We start from the raw sequence: 26,591 nt of genomic DNA, 5'->3' as shown, positions 1-26,591 counted from the left end.
GCTCAGTCCTCCTAGTTTAGTAGATGATTTTCCAATACTTGTTTTTTATAATCAAATTCTTCAATTTGCAAATAGTATTCTGCGCAATCAATGAGTGCTTTTGCAGGAGTCAACCCAATAACTTCACTGCCAATAATATTGACGCCATATCTTTTTGCTTCAAAGCGAATCGTTTCAAATGCTCGATATAATGGCGTACCTTCATAATTCACCATATTCATGGAAACTTGCGCAATATTTCGGTCTTCCAACATCACACCAATTCCCTTACAATATTTAAATCCCCCGCCAGATCCACGAACAATCTTTGCAATTTTATTTGCGATAGCAATGTTATCGGTATCAAGATTTACATTAAATGCAACTAGTGGCATGCGTGCCCCTACAGCAGTAACTCCAGCAGTTGGATGTGGTTTTCGTTCACCAAAGTCAGGTGCCCACTCTTCTTCTAATAATTTCTCGGCCATTCCTTCGAATTGTCCTTTTCTTACTTTTGCTAAGTTTGTACGAGTAGGTGTACTTGCCGATTCTTCATACAAGAAGATTGGAATGTTCAACTCATCATTAATTCTTTTAGCTACTTTTTTTGAAATCTCGACACATTCTTCAGTTGTCACATCTTTAATTGGGACAAAAGGAACAACATCCGTTGCACCCATACGAGGATGCTCACCATGATGTTTGGTCATGTCAATGTTTTGACTCGCATACTTAACTAATTGAAAGGCAACTTCTTGAATCCCTTCTTCATCACCAACTAGGGTAAACACACTGCGATTATGACTTGCGTCCGATGAATAGTCCAAAAGAGTAACACCGTTGACACTTTTTGCAGTATTCACTAAGCCTTCAATTACTTTTTCGTCGCGACCTTCACTAAAATTTGGGATACACTCAATTAATTTTGCCATTTAAAACATCCTTTCTTTTTTCACTTTCGTCTTTTAACTTTCTTTTAATTACCAAAGTATAGACTTCCGTTTGCGCAGGTCATCACTCCCGCACAAAATAAAAACACGCAGTTTCTCATCACAGTTCTTGTTCTAAAAAATCAAGATTGCTACGTTAACAAGATTCATATTTTGTTAACGCTTTCATTTACGGATTTACCTTATCATGCTTATATGGGTTGGTCAACACGTATAAATAGCGTGATATCAGTCTTTTCTCATCATTCAACGACCATTTCATCCAAGCTAATTCCGTTTCAAAAGATTCACTTATTTTTTTGAGGCAAATCATTTGACATTTTTTTGACTACTTTTTTTTACACTCAGAGTATTATTAGTGATTAAAAAGTAACTGACGCCCAACTGAAAAACTATTCATTCTCTAGATAATTTTGATAACATAGACAGTCTTTTTTTGTAAGGATAGAAAGTAACTGTTAAACCGAATGAAAATCATCTCAATTAAATAAATAGGAAGAAACAAACAGAAAATCTTCTTCTTTTTTAGATCGATATAAAATTTAATCAGTACATAGATTTTAGAACCATTTCCGATACTTTTGACGTTTAATTGATTCTAAAATGAGGAAAGTAAAACACAAATTAATTTTTTCTCATTAAATATTTTTCTAAATAGGAGGTTCAAAAGATGAATAAGTTCATTTTACTCGTGGATTTCGGAAGTACTTATACAAAGTTTACTGCAATAAACGTAACAACCATACAGGTAGTTGCTCATCTTAGCCTACCTACCTCTCATGAGCAAGGGATTATGACATGTTATCAAACAGGTGAAACTAGTTTGTTGCATCAACTTGGTTTGCCAATGTTTGATGATGTCTTTATTTGCTCCTCTGCGTGGGGTGGTTTTCGGATGATTGCTATTGGTTTAACTGAAAGTCTCACAGCAGAGGCAGCAAAACGTGCAGCACTTGGCGCTGGAACAAGAGTAGTCAAAACCTATCATTATAGACTGACAAAAGAGCAAGTAGAAGAGATGAATCAGCTAAATGCGGACATCATCCTTTTGTCAGGAGGAACAAATGGAGGAAATCAACAAATCATCTGTCATAATGCCAAAATGCTCCATCGCTATGTATCTTCAGGAACCATTTTAGTTGCAGGAAATGAAGCAGCAATTTCTGAAATTCGTTCGCTTTTAACTAATACGCATCTAACCATTTACTACGCAAAAAATGTTATGCCTAAAGTAAATGTACTACAGGCAGAGCCTGTAAGAAAAATTGCAAGAGAGATTTTCTTAAAAAAAATCATTCACACAAACGGTATTGATTTAGTTGCAAAAAAAAGTCTGTTACCCATTATTCCAACACCTACATCTGTTTTACTGGCTATCCAGTTATTAGCTGACGGTCTTCCGACTATAGAAGGAATTGGCCACACTTTAGTAGTCGACGTTGGTGGAGCAACTACAGATGTATTTAGTGTGGGAAATCCAGCAATTACAGATGATCAAACATTTTTTGAAGGTTTAGAAGAACCTTACTCAAAAAGAACTGTTGAAGGCGATCTAGGTATGCGTTATTCTTCAGAAAGTCTGATTGAAGCAGTTGGCTTTGAAGACTTCCAACGATTATTTTGCGGAGATAAACAAGCACTATACAGAAGTATTCAAAAAAGAATCGTCCAACCAACTTATCTTCCTGATACAAAGCAAGAGCAACAACTGGATGTACTATTAGCATCCCATGCTGTTGCTCTTTCAGTGAATCGACATGTTGGTACTCTGCGTGCCAGTCAAACACCTAACAGAACTATTTTCTATCAAAACGGAAAGGACTTACGAGATTTCCCAAATGTCATCGGAACTGGTGGCGTTCTAGTCCATCATCCACAACCTAAGCAGATTTTAAAACACGCTTGTATCTCTGATACGGTTCATTTAAAGCCAAGATCACCTAATTTTTTTATTGATACACATTATTTATTTTCCGCACTTGGACTACTTTCTCAAAAATATCCAAAAGAAGCACTTCTCCTGTTAAAAAAGATGATAGTTCCATGCTAAAAATGACATTGAATAAAGAAAAAAGCCAAGGAGTACCTCTGCGTTCCTCGGCTCTTTTTTGTTTGGGCTTAACTTAGCATTCGTATAGGAAGTGCTGCCCTCTTCATTTTTGATTAGGACGATATCTTATCAAAAACAACTTCTCGTAAATAATGTAACTCATATTGATCTCGATAAGGACTAAGGTTTTCGACTGCTTTTTCGTAATAATACGTTTCTTCTCTCTCAAGTAACTTACTTAGATTCGGCTCCACCATCACCTGTGTATTTAACAAATGCTTGACGATTGCTTGATAAAAATATAAGATGCCCAAGTCTCTCGGATTAGTCATTTGCGTTTGAATTTCATTAAATCGTAGGAGAGCTTCAAAAACTGCATGATACTCACCTTCTAACAAATCAATTAGTGCAAGATAGACACTGAGTTGTGTCCTTTTCCAAGGAGAAGTTAGATTGACATACATTTCATTTGACCGTTGCAAATAGAGTCTGGCCTCTTTATAGTCTTGTGCAGCAAAAGCTGAAATACCCATATCTACATAAAAAATGACCAAACTGGTAACTAGGTTTGTTTCCTCACACAAAACAATGGCTTTTTTCTGATAAGAAATAGCCCGCTGGTAATTTTTCCGCAAACGTTCAATTTCTGCTAGATAATCATAGGATGCAGCGATATTGCTCGCATATTTTTCTCTGACTTCATCAGAAATAGTAAAAATTGTAATGGATTCATGAAACAATCGTTCAGCAACTTCTAGTTCACCCACCATTAAGTTATATAAGCCTTTTAAACGCAATAAAATCCCGATTGATTCATGGTCATTTGTCCTGATGGAAATAGACATCGCTAATTCTATATATTGTGCCATCTCACTTGCATTATCTGTCTGGATAAAATAATAGATCATTTGTCGATAAGCTTTCACCAGATAGCAATCATTGTGATATTCCCTTGCTTTTACAATCACCCGCTGAATGTTTTCTATTCCCCGAATATAATTCCCACGATTAATAAAGTAACGCCCCTCAAGATATAAATATTTCATTAACAATAGTTGATAATCCTCTTGTTCACCATATAACTCTTCATTCTTTTTAAGTTGCTCTCCAATTTGCTCAAATTTTTCAAATTCTTTTTGCCATTCAATTGGCTGAAGTTCAATCGCTATTTCGCTTCGTTCATTATAGATAGGAAAAAGTTCATGTTGAAACTTCAAAGACAACTCCAATTTCGATAATTCATAATCAAGAGATTTCAATTCTTGATTGGCATACTTATAATGATACGCAATCAATGCTAATAGCTCGTTGTCATTTGTCAACTTCCATTGTTGTTCAAATAAGGAAGCAATTTGTTCGTGAATGACACGAAGCTTTGTTGTTGATTGTTTTGAGTAAATATATTCTTGTAATTTTTTTTGCTTGAAACAAACACTGATTTTTCCAGAAAATACTCGTTCAATCAATAAATTTCGCTGTTGTAAATTTTCAATCGCCTGCGCAAGTTGCTCATGATTGGTTCGTAAAATAGTCGCTAGCATCGATAGCTCCGCTAACTCTCGAAAATAGGAAACAATTTCTAACACCTCTTCATCAAATGTTGAGAGCTGTGTCAGTGAAAATTCAAGTTCTTCTTGAATTTTTGGCGTAATATACGAAATTTTTGTCCCTATTCTAAGCTGTCGAACGTATTCCATTAAAAAAAGTGGATTTCCTTCTGATTCGTTATAGAGCCTGTCATAAAAATCATAACTAAATTTTTGATCTGGTATTTGCTTTTCAACAAAGGCTTTGACTGCTTCTCTAGGGAAAGGCTCTAATAAAATTTGTGTGAGTTTATCATAATGACTAACAGCATTGATAAAATCAGTAATTCGTTTGTGATGATCTGTCCGCAAGGTTAGAAGAAACATACAATCTTCATTGTGTAGTAACACACTTGTTAATAGTTGCAGACTTCGCTCATCTATCCACTGTAAATTTTCTATTAAAAAGACCACAGAATGAAGCTTGGCAATTTTTTTAAGGATAACAAGCAAAAACTGAGAGAGGTAATTAATATCTGAATCATCCACTGATTCTTCAAATTTTGCACTCTGGTTGTCAATAAAACTAGGAAAAAATCGATAGCACATAGCACGCCAGGTTTCTTCTTTTACTATTTTTTCATCTAGTACAATTTGATCAATCTGATTGATAATCTCCCGCCACACTCTTAATGTAAAACTCTGTTCTGCTTGATAACAAGTCACCTTAATCAAGATTTTTGGTGCCGTATTGCTCAAAACAAGCTGACACAAAGCCGTCTTTCCAATACCATCATCTCCTTGAACAATGATTGATTGAAATGGCTGCTTATGAAAAAAACAGTCAAGATTTGCTTCCAGCACTTCCACTTCCGCTGTTCTACCAAAAAAACGGTAATTTTTGACTTTTTTCTGTTCTTTTTTTCTTTTAACAATGGCTAACGTTTTTTCATAGATTGCTCGTGTTTCTTCACTTGGTTTAATTCCTAATTCTTCATCCAATATACTGGAAAGGTCATAATAAGTCTCAATAACTTTTCCATTTCTGTGACTATCCTGATAAAATTTCATCAACATTTGATAATTTCGCTCATCATACTCATCAATTGCAATTAATCGTCGAATGTTTTTCTCTACATCGATCAACTGGTTATTTTCAATATCTGTGGCGACTTTTTGATAGCAACTTTGAATGAATTTTTGTTCAAAATAATTGCGCATTTTTGTCACCCATAAATCAAATTCATCTGAATCTTTTAAGAAAAAACCTTTTAAAAACTCATCATGATATTCATCTAAGTGATTTACTGGATCTTGTAAAAAACGATCGACATCACTTGGTTGTACCAAAGCATCATTCAATTGCAGAATTGCTTTATTTGGAGAAACAATAAACTCCTCTTCTAATTCTTTGTTCGCCTGATAGATTGTGTTTCGAAGATTTTTTTTTGCACTTTTTTCTGATTTATTAGACCACAAAACTCCCGCAATTTCATCCCTACTAACTGAACCATTAAGGGCTAAATAATAAATAAGTGCGTTGATTTTTGAAAATGCAAAAAAGACGGGTTCATCATTTAAATAAATTTTAGGATTACCAAATAATTCACAGCGTAATCGCTTCCCCATGTATTCACCTTCTCTCTTTTATTCTATGACTCGTTCTCAAAAACATAGACAAAAATGTACATTGATTTTTTGCTATTATTTTACTTTCTCGTTCAAATAAAGAGATTACATAAAACACGAAAGGAATTTCACCTAAGATTACAGGTGCCTCCTTTCGTATACAAATCAGCTTAGTATGAAATTAATCAGACTCTTTGGCGTTCGTTGACCACTAACTCCCCATTTTTATATACTTGACTAACCAGATTAGTTGCAAAGAAGTACATTGGAAAATCAATGTTTGGCGCATCAAACACCGCGATATCTGCCTGTTTTCCTGTATCAAAGCTACCAATTTTTTCATTTCTGCAAACGGAGTATGCCGCATTAATCGTGACAGCATTGAATACTTGAATCGGTGTTAGTTTTAACTGAAAACAGCCTAATTGCATAATGAATTGTAAGTTTGCGGTTGGACAGCTTCCTGGATTACTATCAGTTGTTAATGTAATTGCCATGCCGCGTTCAATCATCTTTTTAGCGGGCGCATAAGTATCCTCCATCAGGCTAAAGGTCGTTCCAGGTAACAGATTTCCAATTACCTGTGCTTCGCTCAAACGATCGATGTCTTCATCTGTAATGACCATTAAATGTTCTGCGCTTACCGTATGCAAATCTGCAGCTACTTTAGAACCTCCAATTGATGCAATCTCATCAGCATGTATTCTTAGCTTAAAGCCCATCTTCTTGGCAGCACTAAGTAAACGATAAGATTGTTCCGCTGTAAACACATTTTTTTCGCAAAAGATATCACAAAACTCAGCCAGTGATTCTTCTTTGACTTTCGGTAACATTTCTTCGATCAGTAAATCGATGAATTCATCTGCTTGCCCTTTAAACTCAGGTGGAATAGCGTGTGCACCCATAAAGGTTGAAACCAGGTCAATATCATGGTCAGTTTCTAATTCTTTTACCACGTTTAATTGACGTTTTTCAGTTTCCCAATCTAACCCATATCCACTCTTTGCTTCTACCGTCGTGACCCCATGAATAATCATTTCATCTAATAGACGAGTAGACTTTTGATATAATTCATCGAACGAAGCTGCTCGCGTTGAATTTACTGTGCTAAGAATCCCCCCACCTGCTGCAAGTATGTCAAGGTAAGGGACACCATTTAGTTTTTTTGAAAATTCGTTTTCTCTACTTCCACCATAAACTAAGTGAGTGTGACAATCAATTAGCCCTGGCGTAGCTAGTTTCTTATAGCAGTCAATGACTTCGGTCTCTTTTCCCATTAATTCTTCACGAGGACTTCCTGCTTTCACTTCGAGTATTTTCCCGTCCTTAATCGCTATATATCCGTCTTCAATAATCGTTGCCTCACTCATTTCTGCTCCTCGTAAAGGATGACCTTTATCAATCGGACAAAAAATTTGGCTAAAATTAATTAGAAGTTTATCTGCTTTCATTTCTATTCACTCCTTTTTTTCTTGCACCTTATATTTTATTAAATACTGTCAAATTTATGTCAAAACATTGAAAGCGCTTAACTATATTATATAATAGAATTTAAGTAAAGAGATAGACTGTTTATTGACTTTCTTATTTATACTAAAGATGCAGTCATCAAATCACAGTTTCTCTAAATTTCAAGTATTTTGTTAGGGAGGAAAAATAAATGGTAGAGTTAACAGAAGTTGAAGCATCAATGACCATCAAGTTAGATGATGTTTTACCAGAAAAAACAGTCTTTCAGGAAGGAATTCGTCGTGCGCCAGATCGTGGTTTTCGCTTAAGTAAAGATCAGACGATTCTTGCTTTAAAAAATGCATTACGTTATGTTCATCCTAAATATCATGATATTGTGATTCCCGAGTTTCTAGAAGAATTACGAACTCGTGGAAGAATCTATGGTTATCGATGGTATCCAAAAGAAAGAATCTATGGAAAACCAATTGAAGAGTACAAAGGAAACTGCATTGCAGCAAAAGCAATGCAAGTAATGATTGATAACAACCTTGATTTTGAAGTTGCACTCTATCCTTATGAATTAGTTACTTATGGTGAAACAGGCCAAGTATGTTCAAACTGGATGCAGTATCAGCTAATCAAAAAATACTTAGAAGTTCTGACAGATGAACAAACGCTAGTCTTAGAATCAGGACATCCTCTTGGATTATTCAAATCAAAAAAAGATGCACCTCGTGTAATCATTACCAACGGTCTTTTGGTTGGAGAATATGATAACATCGATGATTGGGAAATTGCTGAAGAAATGGGTGTGACAAATTACGGACAAATGACTGCTGGCGGTTGGATGTACATTGGACCTCAAGGGATTGTTCATGGAACCTTTAATACACTTTTGAATGCTGGTCGATTAAAATTAGGCATTCCAGATAATGGAGATTTAGCTGGAAAATTATTTATTTCTTCTGGATTAGGTGGCATGAGTGGTGCACAAGGAAAAGCCGGAGAAATTGCCAATGCTGTTGCCATTATTGCTGAAGTAGATCGGTCTCGAATCGACACACGCTTAGAACAAGGTTGGATCAGTAATTTAGCTGAGACACCAGAACAAGCGATGCGTATTGCAAAAGAATACCTGGACAAAAAAGAGAAAACCTCTATTGCTTATCATGGAAATATTGTTGATTTACTTGAATACATTGATAAAGAAAATATTACTATCCATTTATTATCAGATCAGACTTCTTGTCATAACGTGTATGAAGGTGGCTATTGCCCTGCCGGAATTTCATTTGAAGAACGAACAGAATTATTAGGTTCAGATAAAGCACGATTCCATCAGCTTGTCGATGAAACACTTGCCCGTCATTATAATGTAATCAAATCTTTAGTAGCAAAAGGAACCTATTTCTTTGACTATGGAAATTCCTTTATGAAAGCTATTTACGACTCTGGCATTAAAGAAATCTCCAAAAATGGAATCGATGATAAAGACGGATTTATTTGGCCGTCTTACGTGGAGGATATCATGGGTCCTATGCTCTTTGACTATGGTTATGGTCCTTTCCGTTGGGTATGTTTAAGCGGAAACCATGAAGACTTGGTTGCTACAGATCAGGCAGCAATGGAAGTTATTGACCCAAATCGTCGCTACCAAGATCGTGATAACTACAACTGGATTCGTGATGCAGAAGAAAATCAATTAGTAGTAGGCACACAAGCGCGAATTCTCTATCAAGATTGTATGGGACGAGTAAATATCGCTTTAAAATTTAACGAAATGGTACGAGAGGGAAAAATAGGCCCAGTAATGCTTGGTCGGGACCATCATGATGTGTCGGGAACAGACTCCCCATTTAGAGAAACTTCAAATATCAAGGACGGCAGTAATGTTTGTGCAGATATGGCAACTCAATGTTTTGCTGGGAATGCAGCACGAGGTATGACGCTGATTGCTTTGCATAACGGCGGCGGTGTAGGTATTGGAAAATCAATTAATGGCGGATTTGGTTTAGTTTTAGATGGGTCAAAAGAAACAGATGAAATCATCAAATCTGCGATTTCTTGGGACACAATGGGCGGAGTTGCACGCCGTAGCTGGGCAAGAAACGAGCATGCAATCGAAACCTCCATTGAATACAACAAGATGAATGCAGGTCAAGATCATATCACTATTCCTTACCTTTCCGAAGAAACAAAAGTAGCAAATGCAGTAGCCGAACTGTTTCGTTAAGTTCACTCTCTAATACTAAAAATAAACTCTATCAAAAAGGCATCTGGGAGAAAATTAAATTCCCAAATGCCTTTTTTGCTAAATTCAATTTAAAAAAAGACGATTGCAGTTGCTTTGCAATCGTCGGCTTATCTTTTTATCAATTATTTTTGGTGCAATTATGACACGAAGTAACCTGACTAATCCACTGATGTCACAGGTTTTTCTTTTTTATGCTTGATAGTCAATTGCATCTTCAATTGCTTTCCAAGCTTCATCTTTTCCTTTTTTCGTTACGGAAGAGAACAAAATAAATTGATCATTATGATCAAAATCCAGCGCCTTTTTGATTTCGCTCTCATGCTTGTTCCACTTTCCTCTTGGAATTTTGTCGGCTTTAGTTGCCACTACAATTACAGGAATATCATAATACTTTAGAAATTGGTACATTTGAATATCTTCTTGTGATGGTTTATGTCGAACATCGACTAAGGACACAACTGCTCGCAATTGTTCACGTGTCGTTAAATAGGTCTCAATCATTTTTCCCCATTTCGCACGTTCCGTTTTCGAAACTTTCGCATAACCATATCCAGGTACATCAACAAAGTGTAACGCATTTTCAATCAAATAAAAATTTAACGTTTGGGTCTTCCCCGGCTTACCTGAAGTTCTAGCTAAGTTTTTTCGATCAATCAGTGTGTTGATAAATGAAGATTTTCCAACATTTGATCGTCCTGCTAGCGCAATTTCTGGTAATTGCGTTTCAGGATATTGTTTCGGAGCAACCGCGCTGATTACGATATCAGCTTGATGAACTTTCATAATTTCTCTCCTTTAAAAAAAGGCTGAGACATAGCTTGAAAGTTATGTCCCAACCTCTTTCGCATTATCCAGCTTTTTTCTCTGTATCTTTATAAATAATTGTCGGTTTGCCCGTCAATTCAGCTGCTTCTTTGGTGATAATCACTTTCTCGATGTTTTCGTCTGAAGGAATGTCAAACATTACATCCATCATGATTTCCTCAATGATTGAACGCAAGCCACGAGCACCAGTATTACGTTCAATTGCTTTGTTAGCAATTGCTTGTAGTGCTTCTGGTTCGAATTCTAGTTCAGTATCATCTAAAGAAAGAAGTTTTTGGTATTGTTTAACTAACGCATTCTTAGGTTCTGTCAAAATACGAACTAAATCAGACGTTGTTAATTTTTCTAACGCTGCCATTACAGGTAAACGACCAATAAATTCTGGAATCAATCCAAATTTCAATAAATCTTCTGGAATAATGTGTTGCATCACACTTTCTTCATCAGAGATTTTTTGATTATTAGTACCAAAACCAATTGTTTTTTCGCCCATTCGGTTTTTCACAATCGTTTCGATTCCATCAAACGCACCGCCGACGATAAATAAGACATTCGTCGTGTCGATTTGGATAAATTCTTGATGCGGATGTTTACGTCCTCCTTGAGGTGGCACACTCGCAACTGTCCCTTCCAAAATTTTCAACAAGGCTTGTTGTACGCCTTCACCAGATACATCACGAGTAATCGAAACATTCTCGCTTTTACGCGCAATTTTATCAATTTCATCGATGTAAATGATTCCCTTTTCAGCACGTTCAACATTGTAATCAGCCGATTGTAATAGTTTTAATAAAATGTTTTCAACATCTTCTCCAACATAACCAGCTTCTGTTAAACTGGTTGCATCTGCGATAGCAAATGGCACATTCAATGTTTTAGCTAATGTTTGTGCAAGGAACGTTTTACCAGAACCCGTTGGACCAATTAAACAAATATTACTTTTCTGTAGTTCTACATCTTCTGAAGTATCGCTTGCTTGTTGATTGACACGTTTATAGTGATTATAAACCGCAACTGCTAATGATCGTTTTGCGCGATCTTGCCCAATCACATAATCATTTAAGACATCAAGAATTTCTTGAGGTTTAGGTACTTCAGTGAATTCACGTACTGCTTCTTCATAAAATTCTTCGTCAATTATTTCTTTACATAGGTCGATACATTCATTACAGATGTAGACCCCAGGACCTGCTACGATTTTTTTTACTTCTTCTTGGGTCTTGCCGCAAAAAGAACAACGCACGGTCTCATTACCACTTGGATTATCATACATGGTCTTCACCCCTTAGCTTGCAAAAAATGCAAGAAACTATCAGCGACTTTGCAGTCTTCAATTATCATAACATAAAACAAAAAAAAGCAAAAGCACTGAAAATCAGCCTTTTTGTAGCTTTTATTAAAAAAAGGAAAGCTGGGACATAATTTAAAAAACTAAATCAAGTCCCAGCCTTTCCAGTAAATTTTCACATTTTTGACCGATGGATCAAATCTGTTTCATCTTTAGTTATTACTTAGCTTCTGTTGCAGTTCCAGTAATCAAATCAATTGCTTTTTTCATTGTTACATCATGACTTAACATATCTTCAGTCAACACGCGTTTGATTTGTTCGATTGGCATATTGTAAGATTCAGCCAATTCGTTGATTTCTGCAGTGATTTCTTCTTCTGTTGCATCTAAGTTTTCAGCAGCAGCGATTGCTTCGATCACAAGGTTTGTTCTTGTACGCAAGTCAGCTTCGCCTTCAAATTGTTTATGCAAGTCTTCTTCTGTAGAACCAGTCAATTGGTAGTACATTTCAGGAGAGATTCCTTGACGTTGCATGTTGTTTAAGAATTCATCCATTGAACGGTGAACTTCGTCGTGAACCATTACGTGTGGTAATTCAACGATTTCAGCGTTATCAACAGCTAAACGAATAGCAGCTTCGTCTTTTGCGTCTTCAGCAGCTTTTTCTTTTGCTTCTGTTAATTCTTTACGAATTTTTTCTTTTAATTCTGCTAATGTTGACACTTCATCATCAACATCTTTTGCAAATTCATCGTCTAGTTCAGGAACTTCTTTTGATTTTACTTCGTGAACAGTTACTTTGAATGTTGCATCTTTACCAGCTAAGTCTTCTGCTTGGTATTCAGCAGGGAAAGTCACGTTTACATCTAAGCTGTCGCCTGATTTATGACCTACTAATTGTTCTTCGAATCCTGGGATAAATGAACCAGAACCTAATTCAAGTGAGTAGTTTTCACCTTTTCCGCCTTCAAATGCTTCGTCACCAACGAATCCTTCGAAATCGATTACGACAGTGTCGCCGTCTTTTGCAGCTTCATCTTCTTGGATAACTAATTCTGCTTGTGCATCTTGTTCTTGTTTAAGACGTGCATCAACATCAGCATCCGTTACTTCACGGTCTTGTTTTTCAACAACTAAATCTTTGTATTGACCTAATTTAACTTCTGGTTTCACAGTTACTTCAGCAGTGATTGTCCAGTCTTGGCCTTTTTCCATGCTTTCAACGTCGATTTTTGGTTGAGATACTGGATCAATTCCAGCTTCTTTTACAGCAGCTTCATAAGCTTCTGGTAATACAGCGTTCAATGCATCTTCATACAAAGCTTCTTCTCCGTACATACGGTTGAAGACTTGACGAGAAACTTTTCCTTTACGGAAACCAGGTACGTTTAAGTTTCCTTTAACTTTATTAAACGCAGCTGTTAGTCCTTTTTGGATTTCTGGTTGCGCAATCGTAAATGTTAAAACACCATCATTTGTGCCTTTTTTTTCAAATGTTGCAGTCATTTATTTCCCTCCGAGTTTTGAAATTCATTTTATACATCAAAAGCGTTTCATGCATACCATTAAATAGTACACTAACGCTTTAAAATTGTAAACATATTGAATAGTCTGAATCCTTGATTTTTACTAGTTTTTTTTCTTTTTTTTGACGATTTTTCATTCCTGTTCAAAGAAATTGTTGCATCAAATACAAGATTTTTTCTCGTTTGGCTAAAAACTTTTCTTCTTCCACTTCAGTGAAACCCATTTCTGTCGTTCCTTGATACACTTTAATCGTTTCCTCAAACCATTGCGTAGCTTCGCCAATATAAGTGTCAAAGATTGGGTACGTGATTGCCGCCTGCATCATGAATTCTTCCTTTAATCCCGCACTCAACAATGCGTCTTGATTTTCATAAGCTTGTGCTAACTTACTTAAACAGCGATAACTTTTTTGCTCGGCTGGTTTTGGTAACCCTTGTGGCACGACTTCAATCAGTTGCTCATCGATTGTTAAAAAAGCTACTGGTTTGCTTTCTCCAACTTGTACGAGAAGCTCTAAAAGTTTTGCACGCACAAATAAATGGATATCTGTACGAATCAATATTTTTTTCGTTGCTTGAATAAATTCATGATAGGGTAACTGCTCAAGTTCACTAATCAATGTTAATTGTTGCGTTGGCGACAGTTCAGCGATATTGGCTAATTTTTGATGCGTCTGACGTATTTTTTGCCTCGCTAATTGTCCTGAAAAATTTTCTGCTTGCTGGATTTTTTCAATCATTGCATGCTCAAAGTGCTCTGAAAAGTTAGTCGCTGCAATTAGTTTACGTGCATATAGCCAATCTTTTGCACCAATGAGTAAGTCAAAATAGAAAGTGGCAAATTCTTCTTGTTTCAGATATTCTGTTTCATGGATCACTGCTTGACTCAAAGCTTCTTGTTTTTCATCAAGCTCATACAAACAATAAACGAGTAAGCTGTTTGCTTCAAACGTTTGCTTTAATTCATACGCACGGGTAAATAATTCTTTTGCTTTTCCCAAATTCTGTTGCGCAAGCGCTTGTTGAGCGACACGCATTAAATTTTCATATTTTTCTGGAAAATCAACTGGTCCAACCATGTCACTCCTCCTAACCCTTTTCCATTTTAACAAAACAAAAAAAGCGTGACAATCAAAATCATAATCGTCATGAAAGAAAGAATTTTTGAAAAAAATTTTTTTGCTTTTTTGACGGCTTTTGCTTAAATTTTCAAAAATATTGCTTTTATCTCACCGTTTAATCATAGCCACTAATCAAAAAAAGAGGCTGGAACATCTTTTTGTTCCAGCCTCGCTTCGTTCGTACGATTTTCAATCAAAATAACAAATTTTAGAAATTAAGCATTTATTTCTTGATTAAACGCTTTGATCAAATTAACTGTTACAACACTGGTATTTGAGAAGTAGTCACCCAAATGCTGTTTTTTCTGACTAAATATTGTTGGAATATAGCCAATAAACAATAAAGGAAACTTCAAAATAAATCGGCAAGCCGCTTCACGTACGAGAACAGTTGACCAACTCAATTTCCTTTCATCAAAGCTGATGACCCGAATGCCGAAAATCATTTTTCCTAAGGTCTGACCATGATTTAATTTTGTCAATAAAACAAAGTAGCTTAAATAAATGACTAATCCTAACAAGCCATACACACTTAGGTAGGAATCATTGATTGACAACCACCCGAAATTACTTGCCACTCCAAGAGTTAAGCGTGTGATTGCACCAATACAGAGCAAATCAATTAAAAAGGCAAAGAAACGAATCCAAAATCCAGCGTAAAAATACGTTGGAAAGTCATTCAGTTCTTTCTTCTCTGTAGGAGTCTCTGTATATTGTTGCCATTCAGCTTGTTTTTCTTTGATTTGTTCTTCTGTCAATTCTTCTTTACGAAAAGAGTTCAGTACCTTTTGAGAAAATCCTTTATCTGGTCCAACAGCTGGTTGTGGATTTATTTTTGATTCATTTGCTGTAGCTGGTTGTTCATTTGTCGGTTGTTTTTCCGGAGTTTCTGCCATCTTATTCACCTCCGTAGTAATACATCGCTTTAGGAGATTCTGCCGTACCAAGGTTTTCTAAAACGGATAAAATTTGGCTTGTTTCAGAAACCTTGATTCCTTGGAATTCTGCAAACTTCGAGCCAAACCAAGTATTCGCAAACCCAGTGCCAGAAGTGCTATATTCGATCAACTGTGCATTTTCTAGTTTCTGGTCTTTTCTCATTGCTGCTAGTGCTTCATCTGGAAATGCTAATTCGTCAACCAGACCATTTTCCTTCGCTTGCACGCCGTCATAAATTCGACCATCAGCGATTTTTTTCACTTCTGCTTCTGGCATGTCGCGTCCTTCGCTGACTACCGAAACAAATCGACCATAAGCACTATCAATGTAGGCTTGTAAGATAGCTTGATCCTCTGCTGTTTCCGGACGAGTGCTTGATCCCATATCTTTTAGCGCACCACTTTTGACTGTCGTGTCTTCTACACCAAGTTTTTCTAATAAACCTGAATAGTTTAAACCAGACATGATTACACCGATTGATCCAGTAATTGTTTCTTCTGTCGCATAAATTTTATCTGCATTAGCTGAAATATAGTATCCACCACTTGCGGCCATGCTTGTCATGCTAACATATAAAGGAATTTTGCGTTCGGTTTGGATTTTCTTTAGTTCTTTCGCAATTTCTGCACTTTCGTAAACGCCTCCTCCTGGAGAATTCACTTCTAAGAAAACGCCTTTAACCGTATCATCTTCTTCAATTTCTTTTAACTGTTTCATAAAACTGGCATGGTCGTAGCCTTCTGACGCGAAAATACCGGAAGAGCCACCACCTTGAATCGTTCCATCAACAGTTAATTTAACGATTTGCTCTGATTCATCACCCGGTTCAAGGACGTTTGCTGACAACTCATCTTCTCCATATAGTAATCGATTAAAACTATCTAACTGGATTTCATCACTTACAGGTCGTGTCATACCTGAAGCTACCATTGATACCACTAACAACCCTGTAGCAATTGCCACAGCAATCCATCTTTTTTTATTCATCTTTTTCTCCTTACTTTACAAGTTTAATATAGATTTTTAATTACGATTACTGTTTCTGTTGCTTCTTCTGCATTCATTTTTTCCGCTTTTTCTTCTAATGCGTAACCCGCAAATGCTTCATTCGTCAACTCATCATGAACAACAAACTTTTGTGCTTTTGCTACAGCTACCGCATCTGGCGCTAGCTCTTGGATACTGTCCCAACCAGTATCCAAGAAAATTTTTGTTTCATCTGTTACATCCGGCATCTCTTCTAGTGCCTTCAGTTGTTTTTTTAACTCACCCAACGTAAGAATTTCTATTTTGGCTTCCATCTTTTCCTCCTACAATTTAGACATTTATGATTGTTTCCATTGTACCGAACTACTGGAAAAGATGATAGTCAATTTTCGATAAAATTCTGGCAGTTCCTTCTCCAAAAATACATTTTAGATATATACCAATTTAACAAAAAAAGATTTTTATTGACAAATATGCCCAATAAAAGTTATTATTTTAAATGTTTCCAAAACTTTTTTGAAAAAGGAGAATAGTAGACCATTAAGGATAGCGCCAGATCTGGGTAACCAGATGACGAGGAAAGGGTTTATCGAAAGTTTCGGCGGGTGACCCTAGGGAGCTGCACTCTACAGAGTATGAAAAAAACGATTTGTGAGAATCGAACAAAAACATACTCATGCAGTTGGAAACATCAGACAAATTTATTGAAGAAAGTAGGATGTTTTTTTATGTGCGGAATTGTTGGAATGATTGGATTAGAAAATGTAACTCCTGGATTAGTAAACGGATTAGAAAAGTTAGAATATCGCGGCTATGACTCCGCCGGTATTTTTGTTGCAAATGACTCTACTAATTATTTGATTAAGTCACAAGGACGAATCCAAAATTTAAAGGATCGCTTAACGCCAGAAGTTGTTGGAACAATTGGCATTGGTCATACACGTTGGGCAACTCATGGAATACCTTCAGAGAAAAACGCCCATCCCCATACATCACAAAGTGGTCGTTTTGTTTTAGTTCACAATGGTGTGATCGAAAATTTTGAAGAACTAAAAGAAACTTATTTAGCTGACCATACATTGATTGGCGAAACAGATACAGAAATCATTGCACATTTAATTGAAGTATTTGCTAATAATGGATTGTCCACTAAAGAAGCCTTCTTAAAGACACTTCAGCTAACAAAAGGTTCTTATGCGTTTGGTTTAGTGGATCGCACAACTCCTGATGTCATCTATGTTGCCAAAAATAAAAGCCCTCTATTGATTGGGTTAGGCAACGGCTTTAACGTGATTGCCAGTGATGCAATGGCAATGCTAGCCCAAACAAAAACGTTTGTTGAAATCGAAGACCAAGAAATGGTTCTCATCACGGCAGATGACGTAACCATTCAAAATTTTCAAGGAGATGTCATCACTCGTGAGTCTTTTGAAGCACAAGTTGACGCTTCTGACATCGAAAAAGGAACCTATCCTTATTACATGCTCAAAGAAATTGATGAACAGCCAATCATCATGCGTAAAATTGCGCAAACTTATGTAACAGCTGAGAATCAGATTGCACTTGATCAAGAATTAGTAACAACACTCGCGGTCAGTGACCGCATTTATATCGTTGCTTGTGGTACCAGTTACCACGCAGGTCTTGCTGGAAAACAAGCTTTAGAAACATTGACAGGAATCCCGGTTGAAGTCCATTTAGCAAGTGAATTTGGTTACCATATGCCTTTGCTTTCTAAAAAACCATTTTTCATTTTTCTTAGTCAAAGTGGCGAGACCGCTGACAGTCGACAAGTATTAGTGAAAATCAATCAACTTGGGCTTCCTTCATTAACAATTACGAATGTAGCTGGATCTACGTTATCAAGAGAAGCTTCTTTCACTGTTTTATTACATGCTGGGCCAGAAATTGCTGTTGCTTCAACGAAAGCTTATACTGCTCAAATCGCTGTTTTAACATTATTAGCAAAAGCTGTCGGCGATCAAAACAAGAACATGCTTTCTTTGGATTTTGACGTAGCCCATGAACTAAGTTTAGCAGCAACTGCTATGGAAACGATCATCACTCAGAAAGAATATTTAGAACAGCTAGCTACTGCCTACTTGAATGATACGCGAAACGCTTTTTATATTGGACGTGGCTCTGACTATTACGTTTCTCTTGAGGCAGCTTTGAAATTAAAAGAAATCAGCTACATCCAAGCAGAAGGTTTTGCTGCCGGAGAATTAAAACACGGAACGATTGCCTTAATCGAAGAAGGCACCCCAGTAATTGGGATTATTAGTGATCCTATCACTGGTGCTCACACTCGCGGAAATTTAAAAGAAGTTGAAAGCCGTGGTGCAAACACGTTAGTCATTTCAACAGAAGCGTTAGCAAAAGAAAATGATCAGTTGGTTTTACCAACCGTTCATCCGTTCTTCACGCCATTAACGACTGTTGTCCCTACTCAATTACTTGCTTACTATGCGACTTTGTTACGCGGGTTCGACGTTGACAAGCCACGTAACTTAGCAAAATCTGTAACCGTTGAATAAAATATTCTAATTCTAGTCTTCCCCAATCAATTCAAAAAAGAAGTAGCCGTGAATTTTTCACGGCTACTTCTTTTTAATACACATGTACAAACCGAAAGACCATTTTGCGCATGGAATTTTATTTTTGGGCAGGAGTTTAGCAAGAAAAAGAGCCAAAGCAAAAATCCGCTTTAGCTCTTTATTTAATTAGTCAATACCAATTTCCGCTTTTACGACTGCAGCAATTTTATCAACATAATAATTTACTTTTTCATCCGTTGGTGCTTCTGCCATGACACGTAACAATGGTTCTGTTCCTGAAGGGCGAACTAAGATACGACCTTCCCCATTCATTTCAGCTTCTGCTTCATCAATAACTGCTTTGATTGCAGGAACATCCATTGCTCCATTTTTATCGCTGACACGAATATTCACTAATTTTTGTGGATAAATCGTTACTTCACTAGCAAGTTCTGATAATTTTTTGCCTGTTTGTTTCATGATATTCAACAATTGAATACCAGATAACATTCCATCACCAGTTGTATTGAAATCTAGGAAAATCATGTGACCCGATTGTTCCCCACCAAAGTTATAATCATTTTTACGCATTTCTTCCACTACGTAACGATCGCCAACTTGAGTAATCACATCTTTCAAACCGATTCCTTCAACCGCTTTGTGGAAACCTAAGTTACTCATAACCGTTGTTACGATTGTATCTTTTTTCAAGCGATTTTTTTCTGCTAAGTATTTTGCACAGATAAACATGATTTTATCACCATCAACAATATTTCCTAGTTCATCAACCGCAATGATTCGGTCACCATCGCCATCAAAAGCTAAACCAACATCTGCTCCTTTTTCAACAACCATCTCAGCTAATTTTTCTGGATGTGTTGAGCCAACGCCATCGTTGATATTCAAGCCATCTGGTTTTGTTCCCATTGTGTAGAAATCGGTTTCCAAGTCTGCAAACAAACGATTGACAGAAGTTGCTGTTGCACCATTTGCTGCATCAACACAAACTGTTAGCCCAGACAAATCACCATTGATTGTTTGAACTAAAAATTGTGAATACTTCAATAATCCTTCTGGAAATTCTTCGACAGTTCCTAATCCCTCAGCAGAAGGTCTTGGTAGCTCATCAGTTGGTGCATCAAGCAATGCTTCGATTTCTAATTCTTGGTCATCCACCAATTTGAATCCATCTGCTCCAAAGAATTTGATTCCATTATCTTGTGCAGGATTGTGCGATGCAGAAATCATTACTCCAGCACTCGCTTTTTGTAAACGAGTCAAGTAAGCTACACCTGGTGTTGAGATAACGCCTAATTGAAAGACTTCGATCCCTACTGATAACAACCCTGCAACTAATGCAGATTCAAGCATTTGGCCAGAAATACGAGTATCACGACCAACTAAAACTCGAGGACGTTTCCCTTCAACTTCATGTTGACTTAAAACATAGCCTCCATAACGCCCTAATTTAAATGCTAATTCTGGTGTTAACTCTTTATTTGCTTCTCCACGGACACCGTCCGTTCCAAAATATTTACCCATAACGATTAACTTGCTCCTTTAACTTCATTTTCTAAGAAATTTTCCCATTCAATTGTTCGGTTTCATCCATTAGTTTTGAGTTGAATCAACTGTCTCGTTTATCGATTCTTCAGTACTCGTAGCTTGTGTATCTGAACTTGAAGACGAATTTGAAGTTGATGGTGTTGTCGTTCTCCTTGTATCCGTTCCAGATTGTGTTGTTGACGTACGATCTGCACTGCTTTCTGAACGTGAAGATGAACTTCTGTTGGTCGTCTCTTCTAACACCGGTGTGATTTCGACACTCACTTTTTTCGGTGAAACACTTAGCCCATCACTGACCGGAATCTCATACTCTCTCGTCAAACGATGTGTAATCCCTGACACGTCGATTGGAACGATGATACTATCTCCCAGTTGTTCCAATAACTCACTGGTTCCCGTTACTTCTGCTTCCAGTTTTGAAAAATTAAAGTCATAGCTTTTCACACCATCTGCACGAACACCTTGCTGTGTTCCATAAAGACGAACCGTTTTTGTCGGTTTGATTGCATCTGCTTGTACTCTTACATGCACTGGATCAGCAATGATGCTCAACGCTTCTCCCGCGCTATTTAAAGCTTGCACAGCTACATTACTATTGATACCATCATCTGTCACGTCCGACGCATTGACTTCAGCAACCACTTGGTTGATTTCCGCTAATGTTTTATCACCTGTCGTAATCGACACTTTTTTTGGTGTTTCTGAAACAGTGTCTAATTGATAACCAGATGGTGTCGTTTCAGATGGCAAGATTGTCGTTACTTCAAAATCTTTTTCCACCCGTTTTTCGATTGTCACCGTGATTGTGGTTGGTTCAACTTTCGCATTCACTGCACTACTAAGATTTCTGACTCTTAGTGAAACTTCATGGGTTCCTTCGCTCAACTTAGTTAAATCTGCACTTAAACGGAACGTTCGCGTATCAATATTTGATTCCGCATTTAGCTGAACACGATTAGCGCTAGTAAGTTTCACTTTTGCCGTACTTACAAATCCATGAATATAATATTTTTCAGAATCATAAGATAACTGAATTGGCACATCACTCACAGTTTGTGTATACGATTCAGAACCAGATAAGACACTTTGAGTTGATTGATTGTTTGCATTGAAATACAAAACGATACTAAACATTAAAGCAATAAACCCATAGAAAATACTGGTCCTTTTTTCTTTTGAGATCATTTACGACCCCCTCCCTTAGTCATGCCATCTAGGAAGGATTGAAGAACATTTTTTCTGTTCTTTGTTTTTTCATCTGCAATCAATTCACGACGCAAGATTGCTAAATATTCTTCTTGAGATAGACCAGTAATCAATTCGTTATCTAAAGTGATACTGACATCTCCTGTTTCTTCAGAGACAACGATCGTAATCGCATCACTGACTTCACTGATACCGACAGCTGCGCGGTGACGAGTCCCAAACTCTTTCGGGATCAACATACTTTCAGATAAAGGCAAATATGCGCTGGCCACTGCAATTTTACCGTCTTTTACAATAACGGCCCCATCATGAAGTGGCGTATTTGGAATGAAGATATTAATCAGTAATTCCCCCGTAATATCTGCATCTAACGCAATTCCAGTTTCAATATACTCATCTAATCCTGTATGACGTTCGATTGTGACCAATGCACCAATTTTTCGCTTGGACATATATTGGATCGCTTTATCGAATGACAAAATCATTTTTTCATCTTCTTGCTGTTCACTCTTCGTTTGCTTAAATAGTGAACTTCTTCCAAGATGCTCCAACCCGCGACGAATTTCAGGTTGGAAAATGACAACTGCTGCGATAACACCATAGGTAATGACTTGATTCATCAACCAGGATAGCGTATGAAGTCCAATTATTTCTGCTAAAATTCGAATCACGATAAAAATCGCAACCCCTTTTAGTAATTGAATGGCCTTCGTTCCTCTTAGCAGCTGGATCAGTTTGTACACCAAGTACCAGACAACCAGAATATCAAGTATGTTCACAAAAAAGTTTAGCGATAAAAAATCACCGGAAAGCATTTGCTGCCAATAATTCAAATTAAAAAGTTCCCCGATTTGAAATGACATAAAAAGCCTCTCTTCTCTTTTGAGATTTCTTTCCCATTATATCATATGTTTATTCTTTAAAGAGTTTTCTGCTTCGTTTTTCCAGATAAAATCACAATTTTTTCAAGAAAGTTACAATTTCTTTTTTCGTCAAAAAAAGACTTACTAAATTTTCACCTTCAAGGCGTCATTAGCAAGTCTTTCTTTTCATTATTCTTGTTCTTTACGACGTTTTGCACGTTCTTCACGTCGTTTTGCTCGTCGTTCTTGTGCTTCAAGATCAACAGGTCTTTCTTTTTTAACACGCTTCTCTTTTTGCTCTTTCTCAGGCGTATTTGAAGCGGGTTCAGGTTCTAACTTCGCTTTGATTTTTTCGAGTTCACCAGACATCGACGCATAACTATAAAAGCGATTTTTTGCATCATGCACAGTTTTTTCAAATAGGTCTTTAGCCATTAACGGATTTGTATTTTCTAATGAAGAAAAACGAACTTGTTTACGCATAAATTCTGCCATCGTTGAAAAATCTGGCTTTTTATAGTCCAATGTCATTGGATTTTTTCCCTTTTCGAGTAAAGTCGGATTATAGCGATACAGTGACCAATAACCTGAAGATACAGCTTCTTTTGCTTCCTTGATTGATTCTTTCATCCCACCAAATAAGCCATGAGTGATACATGGTGTATAGGCAATAATCAGAGATGGACCAGGGAATTTTTCGGCTTCTTCAAATGCTTTGATTGTTTGCATTTGGTTTGCACCCGACGCGATTTGCGCAACGTAAACATGATTATAAGTCATCGCCATTTTGCCTAAGTCTTTTTTCGCTGCATATTTCCCACTGGCAGCAAATTTAGCAATCGCTGAAGCTGGTGTTGCTTTCGATGTTTGTCCACCGGTGTTGGAATAAACTTCATTGTCCAAAACCAAAATGTTGACATCTGCGCCACTGGCAATCACATGATCGATACCACCAAAACCAATATCGTATGCCCAACCATCGCCACCAATCATCCATTGGCTATTTTTTACAAATAAATCTTTTTCGCGATAAATCATTGCTAATTCTGGAACAGCTTCAAGTTCTGCTTCTATCGCGGCTTGAAGTTTTGCTGCCCGTTGTTGTGTGCCTTCACTATCAAACAAATGATTCAACCAATCTTCCATCAATAAACGTAATTCTGAAGAAACTTTTGGTAGCACTCCACTCATCGACTTCGCTAAAGCTTCACGTCTTGTTTGTGCAGCCAGTAACATCCCATAGCCAAACTCGGCATTATCTTCTAATAATGAATTTGACCAAGCTGGGCCTTGTCCACATTCATTTGTCGTATATGGTGAAGCAGGTGATGCTCCTCCCCAAATGGAAGAACAACCAGTTGCGTTAGCAATCATCATTCGATCCCCAAACATTTGAGTCAATAATTTCACATAAGGTGTTTCACCGCAACCAGAACAAGCACCTGAGAATTCTAATAATGGTTGATTGAACTGAGTTGATAACACAGTGTTTTTTCCTTTAACCGGGTTTTCTTTTTGACGTAATGTCATGGCAAACGCCCAATTCACTGCTTGTTCTTTTTGTTCTTCGTAAGGTTTCATTACTAACGCTTTTCCTTTTGCAGGACAAGCTTCCACACATAGTCCACAGCCTGTACAATCTTCCACAGAAACTTGGATTCGGTATTTCTGGCCATCAGCGCCTCGCATTTCACGAACGATGAACCCTTCTGGTGCTTCTTCCATCTCCTCTTCATCTGCCAAAAATGGGCGAATTGCTGCGTGCGGGCAAACAAAGGCACATTCATTACACATCGTGCAACGGTCACTGATCCATTCAGGCACCTCAAGCGCGACACCACGTTTTTCAACAGCACCTGTCCCAACAGGCATTTCGCCTGCTGTCATTCCATTTCTTACTAATGTTCTCACCGACAATTCATTGCCCTCTTGTGCGTTCACAGGTACGAGAATTTCTTCTACATAACTTGACTGTTTACGAGCGGCTTTTTGCGGTACTTCAAGCGTTTTCCAACTTTCTGGAACATCCACTTTGTGAAGAAGCTCCACTGTTCGATCAATAGCTTGTGTATTCTTTTCAACGATCGTCATTGATTTATGCCCATAACTTTTCAGCGCTTCTTCTTTTAAAATTGGCAAGACTTCTTCAAACTCAATAATATTAGCTAATTTAAAAAAGGCCGTTTCCATTGCTGTATTGATTCGCCGACCAAGTCCTACTTCTTGTGCAAGTTTCATTGCATTGATTGTATAAAACTGGATGTCATTTTGTGCTAAATATTTTTTTAATTTCGTTGGTAAATGTGTTTCAAGTTGCTCATCGCTCCAGATTGTATTCAATAGGAATGTTCCGCCAGGTTTCAATCCTTTAACCAAATCATAACTATGCAAGTAAGCTGGCGTATGGCATGCAATGAAATCAGCATGTTCAACTAGATAAGTCGAACGGATCGGCGTTTCACCAAAACGAAGATGCGAGACGGTCAAGCCACCTGATTTTTTTGAATCATAATGAAAATACCCCTGTGCATACTTATTCGTATGATCGCCAATGATTTTTATCGCAGATTTATTCGCACCAACTGTTCCATCTGAGCCAAATCCCCAGAATTTTGCTTGATAAGTTGTTGGGTTCGTTAAATCAAGTGTCTCACGTTTTTCAAGTGAAGTATACGTAACATCATCAACAATTCCGATTGTAAAGCGCGTTTTCATTTGCGCTTTTTCTTTTTTTAATTCATCAAAGACGGTCACGATTTGATCAGGCGTAACATCTTTTGAACCCAAACCATATCGTCCACCAATAATTGTTGGACGTATTTCTGCGTCATACATTACGCTTTGAACGTCTAATAGTAATGGTTCTCCACCAGCTCCTGGTTCTTTGCTTCGATCAAGAACCGCAATTGATTTAACCGTACTTGGTAATTTTTCTAGCAAGTTTTTAACTGGGAATGGTCGATATAAATGAATATTCAAAAAGCCAACCTTACGACCATTTTTATTTAAATATTCGACTGTCTGTTCAATCGTCTGTGCAACAGATCCCATGGAAATAATGATTTCTTCTGCATCTTCTGCACCATGATACGTAACCAAATCATAATTAGTATTTCTCAACTGATTAATTTCTTGCATATATTTTTGAACGATTTCTGGAAGTTTATCATAATATTGGTTAATCGTTTCTCTTTGTTGAAAATGGATATCAGGATTTTGATTCGTTCCACTAACGGTTGGATGATTCGGGTTCATTGCCCTTTGACGGAATTTTGCTAATTTTTCTTGATTAATCAATGGCGCTAATTCATCATATTCCAACACTTCGATTTTTTGAATTTCATGACTCGTTCGAAAGCCATCAAAAAAATTCATAAAAGGAATTTCTGCTTCAATCGAGGCTAAGTGTGCGACTGGAGCTAAGTCCATTACTTCTTGGACACTACTTTCTGATAGCATCGCAAATCCCGTTTGTCTAGCGGCCATGACATCCCCATGATCGCCAAAAATATTTAAAGCATTAGTTGTCACTGCTCGACTTGCCACATGAAAAACGCTTGGCAATAATTCACCTGCTATTTTGTACATGTTTGGAATCATCAATAACAATCCTTGTGATGCTGTATAAGTAGTCGTCAAAGCACCTGTTTTTAAGGAGCCATGAACCACGCCAGCAGCGCCGGCTTCTGATTGCATTTCGACAACTTTAACTGGTTGACCAAATATATTTTTCTTTCCTGCTGCCGACCATTGATCGACTAATTCTGCCATTGTTGAACTTGGTGTAATTGGATAGATAGCAGCTAACTCGGTAAACGCATAGGAAATATATGCTGCGGCTGTGTTCCCATCCATGGTTTTCATTTTTCGCATTTATCATCATCCTTGTTCAG

At 37.2% G+C, this 26,591-nt stretch carries 17 protein-coding genes; 3 read left to right on the top strand and 14 right to left on the bottom strand.

Features of this window, described 5'->3' with window-relative positions; translation table 11 throughout:
• Nucleotides 1–11: 11 nt before the first annotated feature.
• Nucleotides 12–911 carry a glutamate formimidoyltransferase gene (ftcD, locus tag IGJ76_RS05360; RefSeq protein ID WP_067484339.1) on the bottom strand — a complete coding sequence of 300 codons (900 nt, stop codon included), beginning with the start codon at nt 909–911 and terminating at the stop codon, nt 12–14.
• A 688-nt stretch (nt 912–1,599) separates the two neighbouring features.
• Between ftcD and glmL the strand changes: the two genes are divergently transcribed.
• Complete coding sequence (glmL, locus tag IGJ76_RS05355) at nt 1,600–2,979, top strand: methylaspartate mutase accessory protein GlmL (protein ID WP_430596802.1); 1,380 nt, start codon at nt 1,600–1,602, stop codon at nt 2,977–2,979.
• A 113-nt stretch (nt 2,980–3,092) separates the two neighbouring features.
• Here the strand turns inward: glmL and IGJ76_RS05350 are convergent, their stop codons facing one another.
• Both IGJ76_RS05350 and hutI read right to left on the bottom strand, forming a co-directional pair.
• Nucleotides 3,093–6,134, bottom strand: a complete 3,042-nt coding sequence (locus IGJ76_RS05350; RefSeq protein WP_430596801.1) for an AAA family ATPase — start codon at nt 6,132–6,134, stop codon at nt 3,093–3,095.
• Nucleotides 6,135–6,319: 185 nt separating this feature from the next.
• On the bottom strand, nt 6,320–7,585 hold the full coding sequence (gene hutI / locus IGJ76_RS05345; protein WP_071868492.1) for an imidazolonepropionase: 1,266 nt from the start codon (nt 7,583–7,585) through the stop codon (nt 6,320–6,322).
• Nucleotides 7,586–7,794: 209 nt separating this feature from the next.
• Between hutI and IGJ76_RS05340 the strand changes: the two genes are divergently transcribed.
• Nucleotides 7,795–9,819 (top strand): urocanate hydratase, encoded by a 2,025-nt coding sequence (locus IGJ76_RS05340; RefSeq protein WP_067484328.1) that lies wholly within the window; start codon nt 7,795–7,797, stop codon nt 9,817–9,819.
• A 210-nt stretch (nt 9,820–10,029) separates the two neighbouring features.
• Here the strand turns inward: IGJ76_RS05340 and yihA are convergent, their stop codons facing one another.
• The 7 genes from yihA to IGJ76_RS05305 form a co-directional block, all read right to left on the bottom strand.
• Entirely contained in the window at nt 10,030–10,623 is a 594-nt protein-coding gene (gene yihA / locus IGJ76_RS05335; protein WP_067484324.1) for a ribosome biogenesis GTP-binding protein YihA/YsxC, read from the bottom strand.
• A gap of 64 nt (nt 10,624–10,687) precedes the next feature.
• Nucleotides 10,688–11,938, bottom strand: a complete 1,251-nt coding sequence (gene clpX / locus IGJ76_RS05330) for an ATP-dependent Clp protease ATP-binding subunit ClpX (RefSeq protein ID WP_067484321.1) — start codon at nt 11,936–11,938, stop codon at nt 10,688–10,690.
• 234 nt (nt 11,939–12,172) lie between these two features.
• Nucleotides 12,173–13,459, bottom strand: a complete 1,287-nt coding sequence (gene tig / locus IGJ76_RS05325; protein WP_067484318.1) for a trigger factor — start codon at nt 13,457–13,459, stop codon at nt 12,173–12,175.
• 163 nt (nt 13,460–13,622) lie between these two features.
• Nucleotides 13,623–14,558, bottom strand: coding sequence for a hypothetical protein (locus tag IGJ76_RS05320; protein ID WP_067484316.1), 936 nt, complete (start codon nt 14,556–14,558; stop codon nt 13,623–13,625).
• 257 nt (nt 14,559–14,815) lie between these two features.
• Nucleotides 14,816–15,496 carry an RDD family protein gene (locus tag IGJ76_RS05315; RefSeq protein ID WP_082294006.1) on the bottom strand — a complete coding sequence of 227 codons (681 nt, stop codon included), beginning with the start codon at nt 15,494–15,496 and terminating at the stop codon, nt 14,816–14,818.
• A gap of 1 nt (nt 15,497) precedes the next feature.
• Nucleotides 15,498–16,526, bottom strand: a complete 1,029-nt coding sequence (gene sppA / locus IGJ76_RS05310; protein WP_430596800.1) for a signal peptide peptidase SppA — start codon at nt 16,524–16,526, stop codon at nt 15,498–15,500.
• 23 nt (nt 16,527–16,549) lie between these two features.
• Entirely contained in the window at nt 16,550–16,840 is a 291-nt protein-coding gene (locus IGJ76_RS05305; RefSeq protein ID WP_270344569.1) for a hypothetical protein, read from the bottom strand.
• 414 nt (nt 16,841–17,254) lie between these two features.
• Here IGJ76_RS05305 and glmS point away from each other — a divergent pair, with 414 nt between their 5' ends.
• Nucleotides 17,255–19,063 carry a glutamine--fructose-6-phosphate transaminase (isomerizing) gene (glmS, locus tag IGJ76_RS05300; RefSeq protein WP_270345665.1) on the top strand — a complete coding sequence of 603 codons (1,809 nt, stop codon included), beginning with the start codon at nt 17,255–17,257 and terminating at the stop codon, nt 19,061–19,063.
• A 186-nt stretch (nt 19,064–19,249) separates the two neighbouring features.
• Here glmS and glmM read toward each other — a convergent pair whose 3' ends face one another.
• From glmM to nifJ, 4 genes are all read right to left on the bottom strand, one after another.
• Nucleotides 19,250–20,605, bottom strand: a complete 1,356-nt coding sequence (gene glmM, locus IGJ76_RS05295; protein WP_206897750.1) for a phosphoglucosamine mutase — start codon at nt 20,603–20,605, stop codon at nt 19,250–19,252.
• A 69-nt stretch (nt 20,606–20,674) separates the two neighbouring features.
• On the bottom strand, nt 20,675–21,814 hold the full coding sequence (locus IGJ76_RS05290) for a CdaR family protein (protein WP_067484303.1): 1,140 nt from the start codon (nt 21,812–21,814) through the stop codon (nt 20,675–20,677).
• Nucleotides 21,811–22,698: a diadenylate cyclase CdaA gene (gene cdaA, locus IGJ76_RS05285; RefSeq protein ID WP_067484300.1), complete on the bottom strand. Its 888-nt coding sequence runs from the start codon at nt 22,696–22,698 to the stop codon at nt 21,811–21,813. Before cdaA ends, IGJ76_RS05290 begins: the two co-directional genes overlap by 4 nt.
• Nucleotides 22,699–22,887: 189 nt before the next feature.
• Nucleotides 22,888–26,571: a pyruvate:ferredoxin (flavodoxin) oxidoreductase gene (nifJ, locus tag IGJ76_RS05280; protein WP_430596799.1), complete on the bottom strand. Its 3,684-nt coding sequence runs from the start codon at nt 26,569–26,571 to the stop codon at nt 22,888–22,890.
• Nucleotides 26,572–26,591 lie beyond the last annotated feature (20 nt).

Origin of the sequence: Enterococcus sp. DIV0175, assembly GCF_050529075.1 — a bacterium.
Taxonomy (GTDB): Bacteria; Bacillota; Bacilli; order Lactobacillales; family Enterococcaceae; genus Enterococcus_B; species Enterococcus_B thailandicus.
This window is presented reverse-complemented; position numbering and strand designations above follow the sequence as displayed.

Bases quoted from the DNA above. Each gene is read 5' to 3' on its own strand.
- ftcD (WP_067484339.1), bottom strand. From the start codon at position 911: ATGGCAAAATTAATTGAGTGTATCCCAAATTTTAGTGAAGGTCGCGAC.
- glmL (WP_430596802.1), top strand. From the start codon at position 1,600: ATGAATAAGTTCATTTTACTCGTGGATTTCGGAAGTACTTATACAAAG.
- IGJ76_RS05350 (WP_430596801.1), bottom strand. From the start codon at position 6,134: ATGGGGAAGCGATTACGCTGTGAATTATTTGGTAATCCTAAAATTTAT.
- hutI (WP_071868492.1), bottom strand. From the start codon at position 7,585: ATGAAAGCAGATAAACTTCTAATTAATTTTAGCCAAATTTTTTGTCCG.
- IGJ76_RS05340 (WP_067484328.1), top strand. From the start codon at position 7,795: ATGGTAGAGTTAACAGAAGTTGAAGCATCAATGACCATCAAGTTAGAT.
- yihA (WP_067484324.1), bottom strand. From the start codon at position 10,623: ATGAAAGTTCATCAAGCTGATATCGTAATCAGCGCGGTTGCTCCGAAA.
- clpX (WP_067484321.1), bottom strand. From the start codon at position 11,938: ATGTATGATAATCCAAGTGGTAATGAGACCGTGCGTTGTTCTTTTTGC.
- tig (WP_067484318.1), bottom strand. From the start codon at position 13,459: ATGACTGCAACATTTGAAAAAAAAGGCACAAATGATGGTGTTTTAACA.
- IGJ76_RS05320 (WP_067484316.1), bottom strand. From the start codon at position 14,558: ATGGTTGGACCAGTTGATTTTCCAGAAAAATATGAAAATTTAATGCGT.
- IGJ76_RS05315 (WP_082294006.1), bottom strand. From the start codon at position 15,496: ATGGCAGAAACTCCGGAAAAACAACCGACAAATGAACAACCAGCTACA.
- sppA (WP_430596800.1), bottom strand. From the start codon at position 16,526: ATGAATAAAAAAAGATGGATTGCTGTGGCAATTGCTACAGGGTTGTTA.
- IGJ76_RS05305 (WP_270344569.1), bottom strand. From the start codon at position 16,840: ATGGAAGCCAAAATAGAAATTCTTACGTTGGGTGAGTTAAAAAAACAA.
- glmS (WP_270345665.1), top strand. From the start codon at position 17,255: ATGTGCGGAATTGTTGGAATGATTGGATTAGAAAATGTAACTCCTGGA.
- glmM (WP_206897750.1), bottom strand. From the start codon at position 20,605: ATGGGTAAATATTTTGGAACGGACGGTGTCCGTGGAGAAGCAAATAAA.
- IGJ76_RS05290 (WP_067484303.1), bottom strand. From the start codon at position 21,814: ATGATCTCAAAAGAAAAAAGGACCAGTATTTTCTATGGGTTTATTGCT.
- cdaA (WP_067484300.1), bottom strand. From the start codon at position 22,698: ATGTCATTTCAAATCGGGGAACTTTTTAATTTGAATTATTGGCAGCAA.
- nifJ (WP_430596799.1), bottom strand. From the start codon at position 26,571: ATGCGAAAAATGAAAACCATGGATGGGAACACAGCCGCAGCATATATT.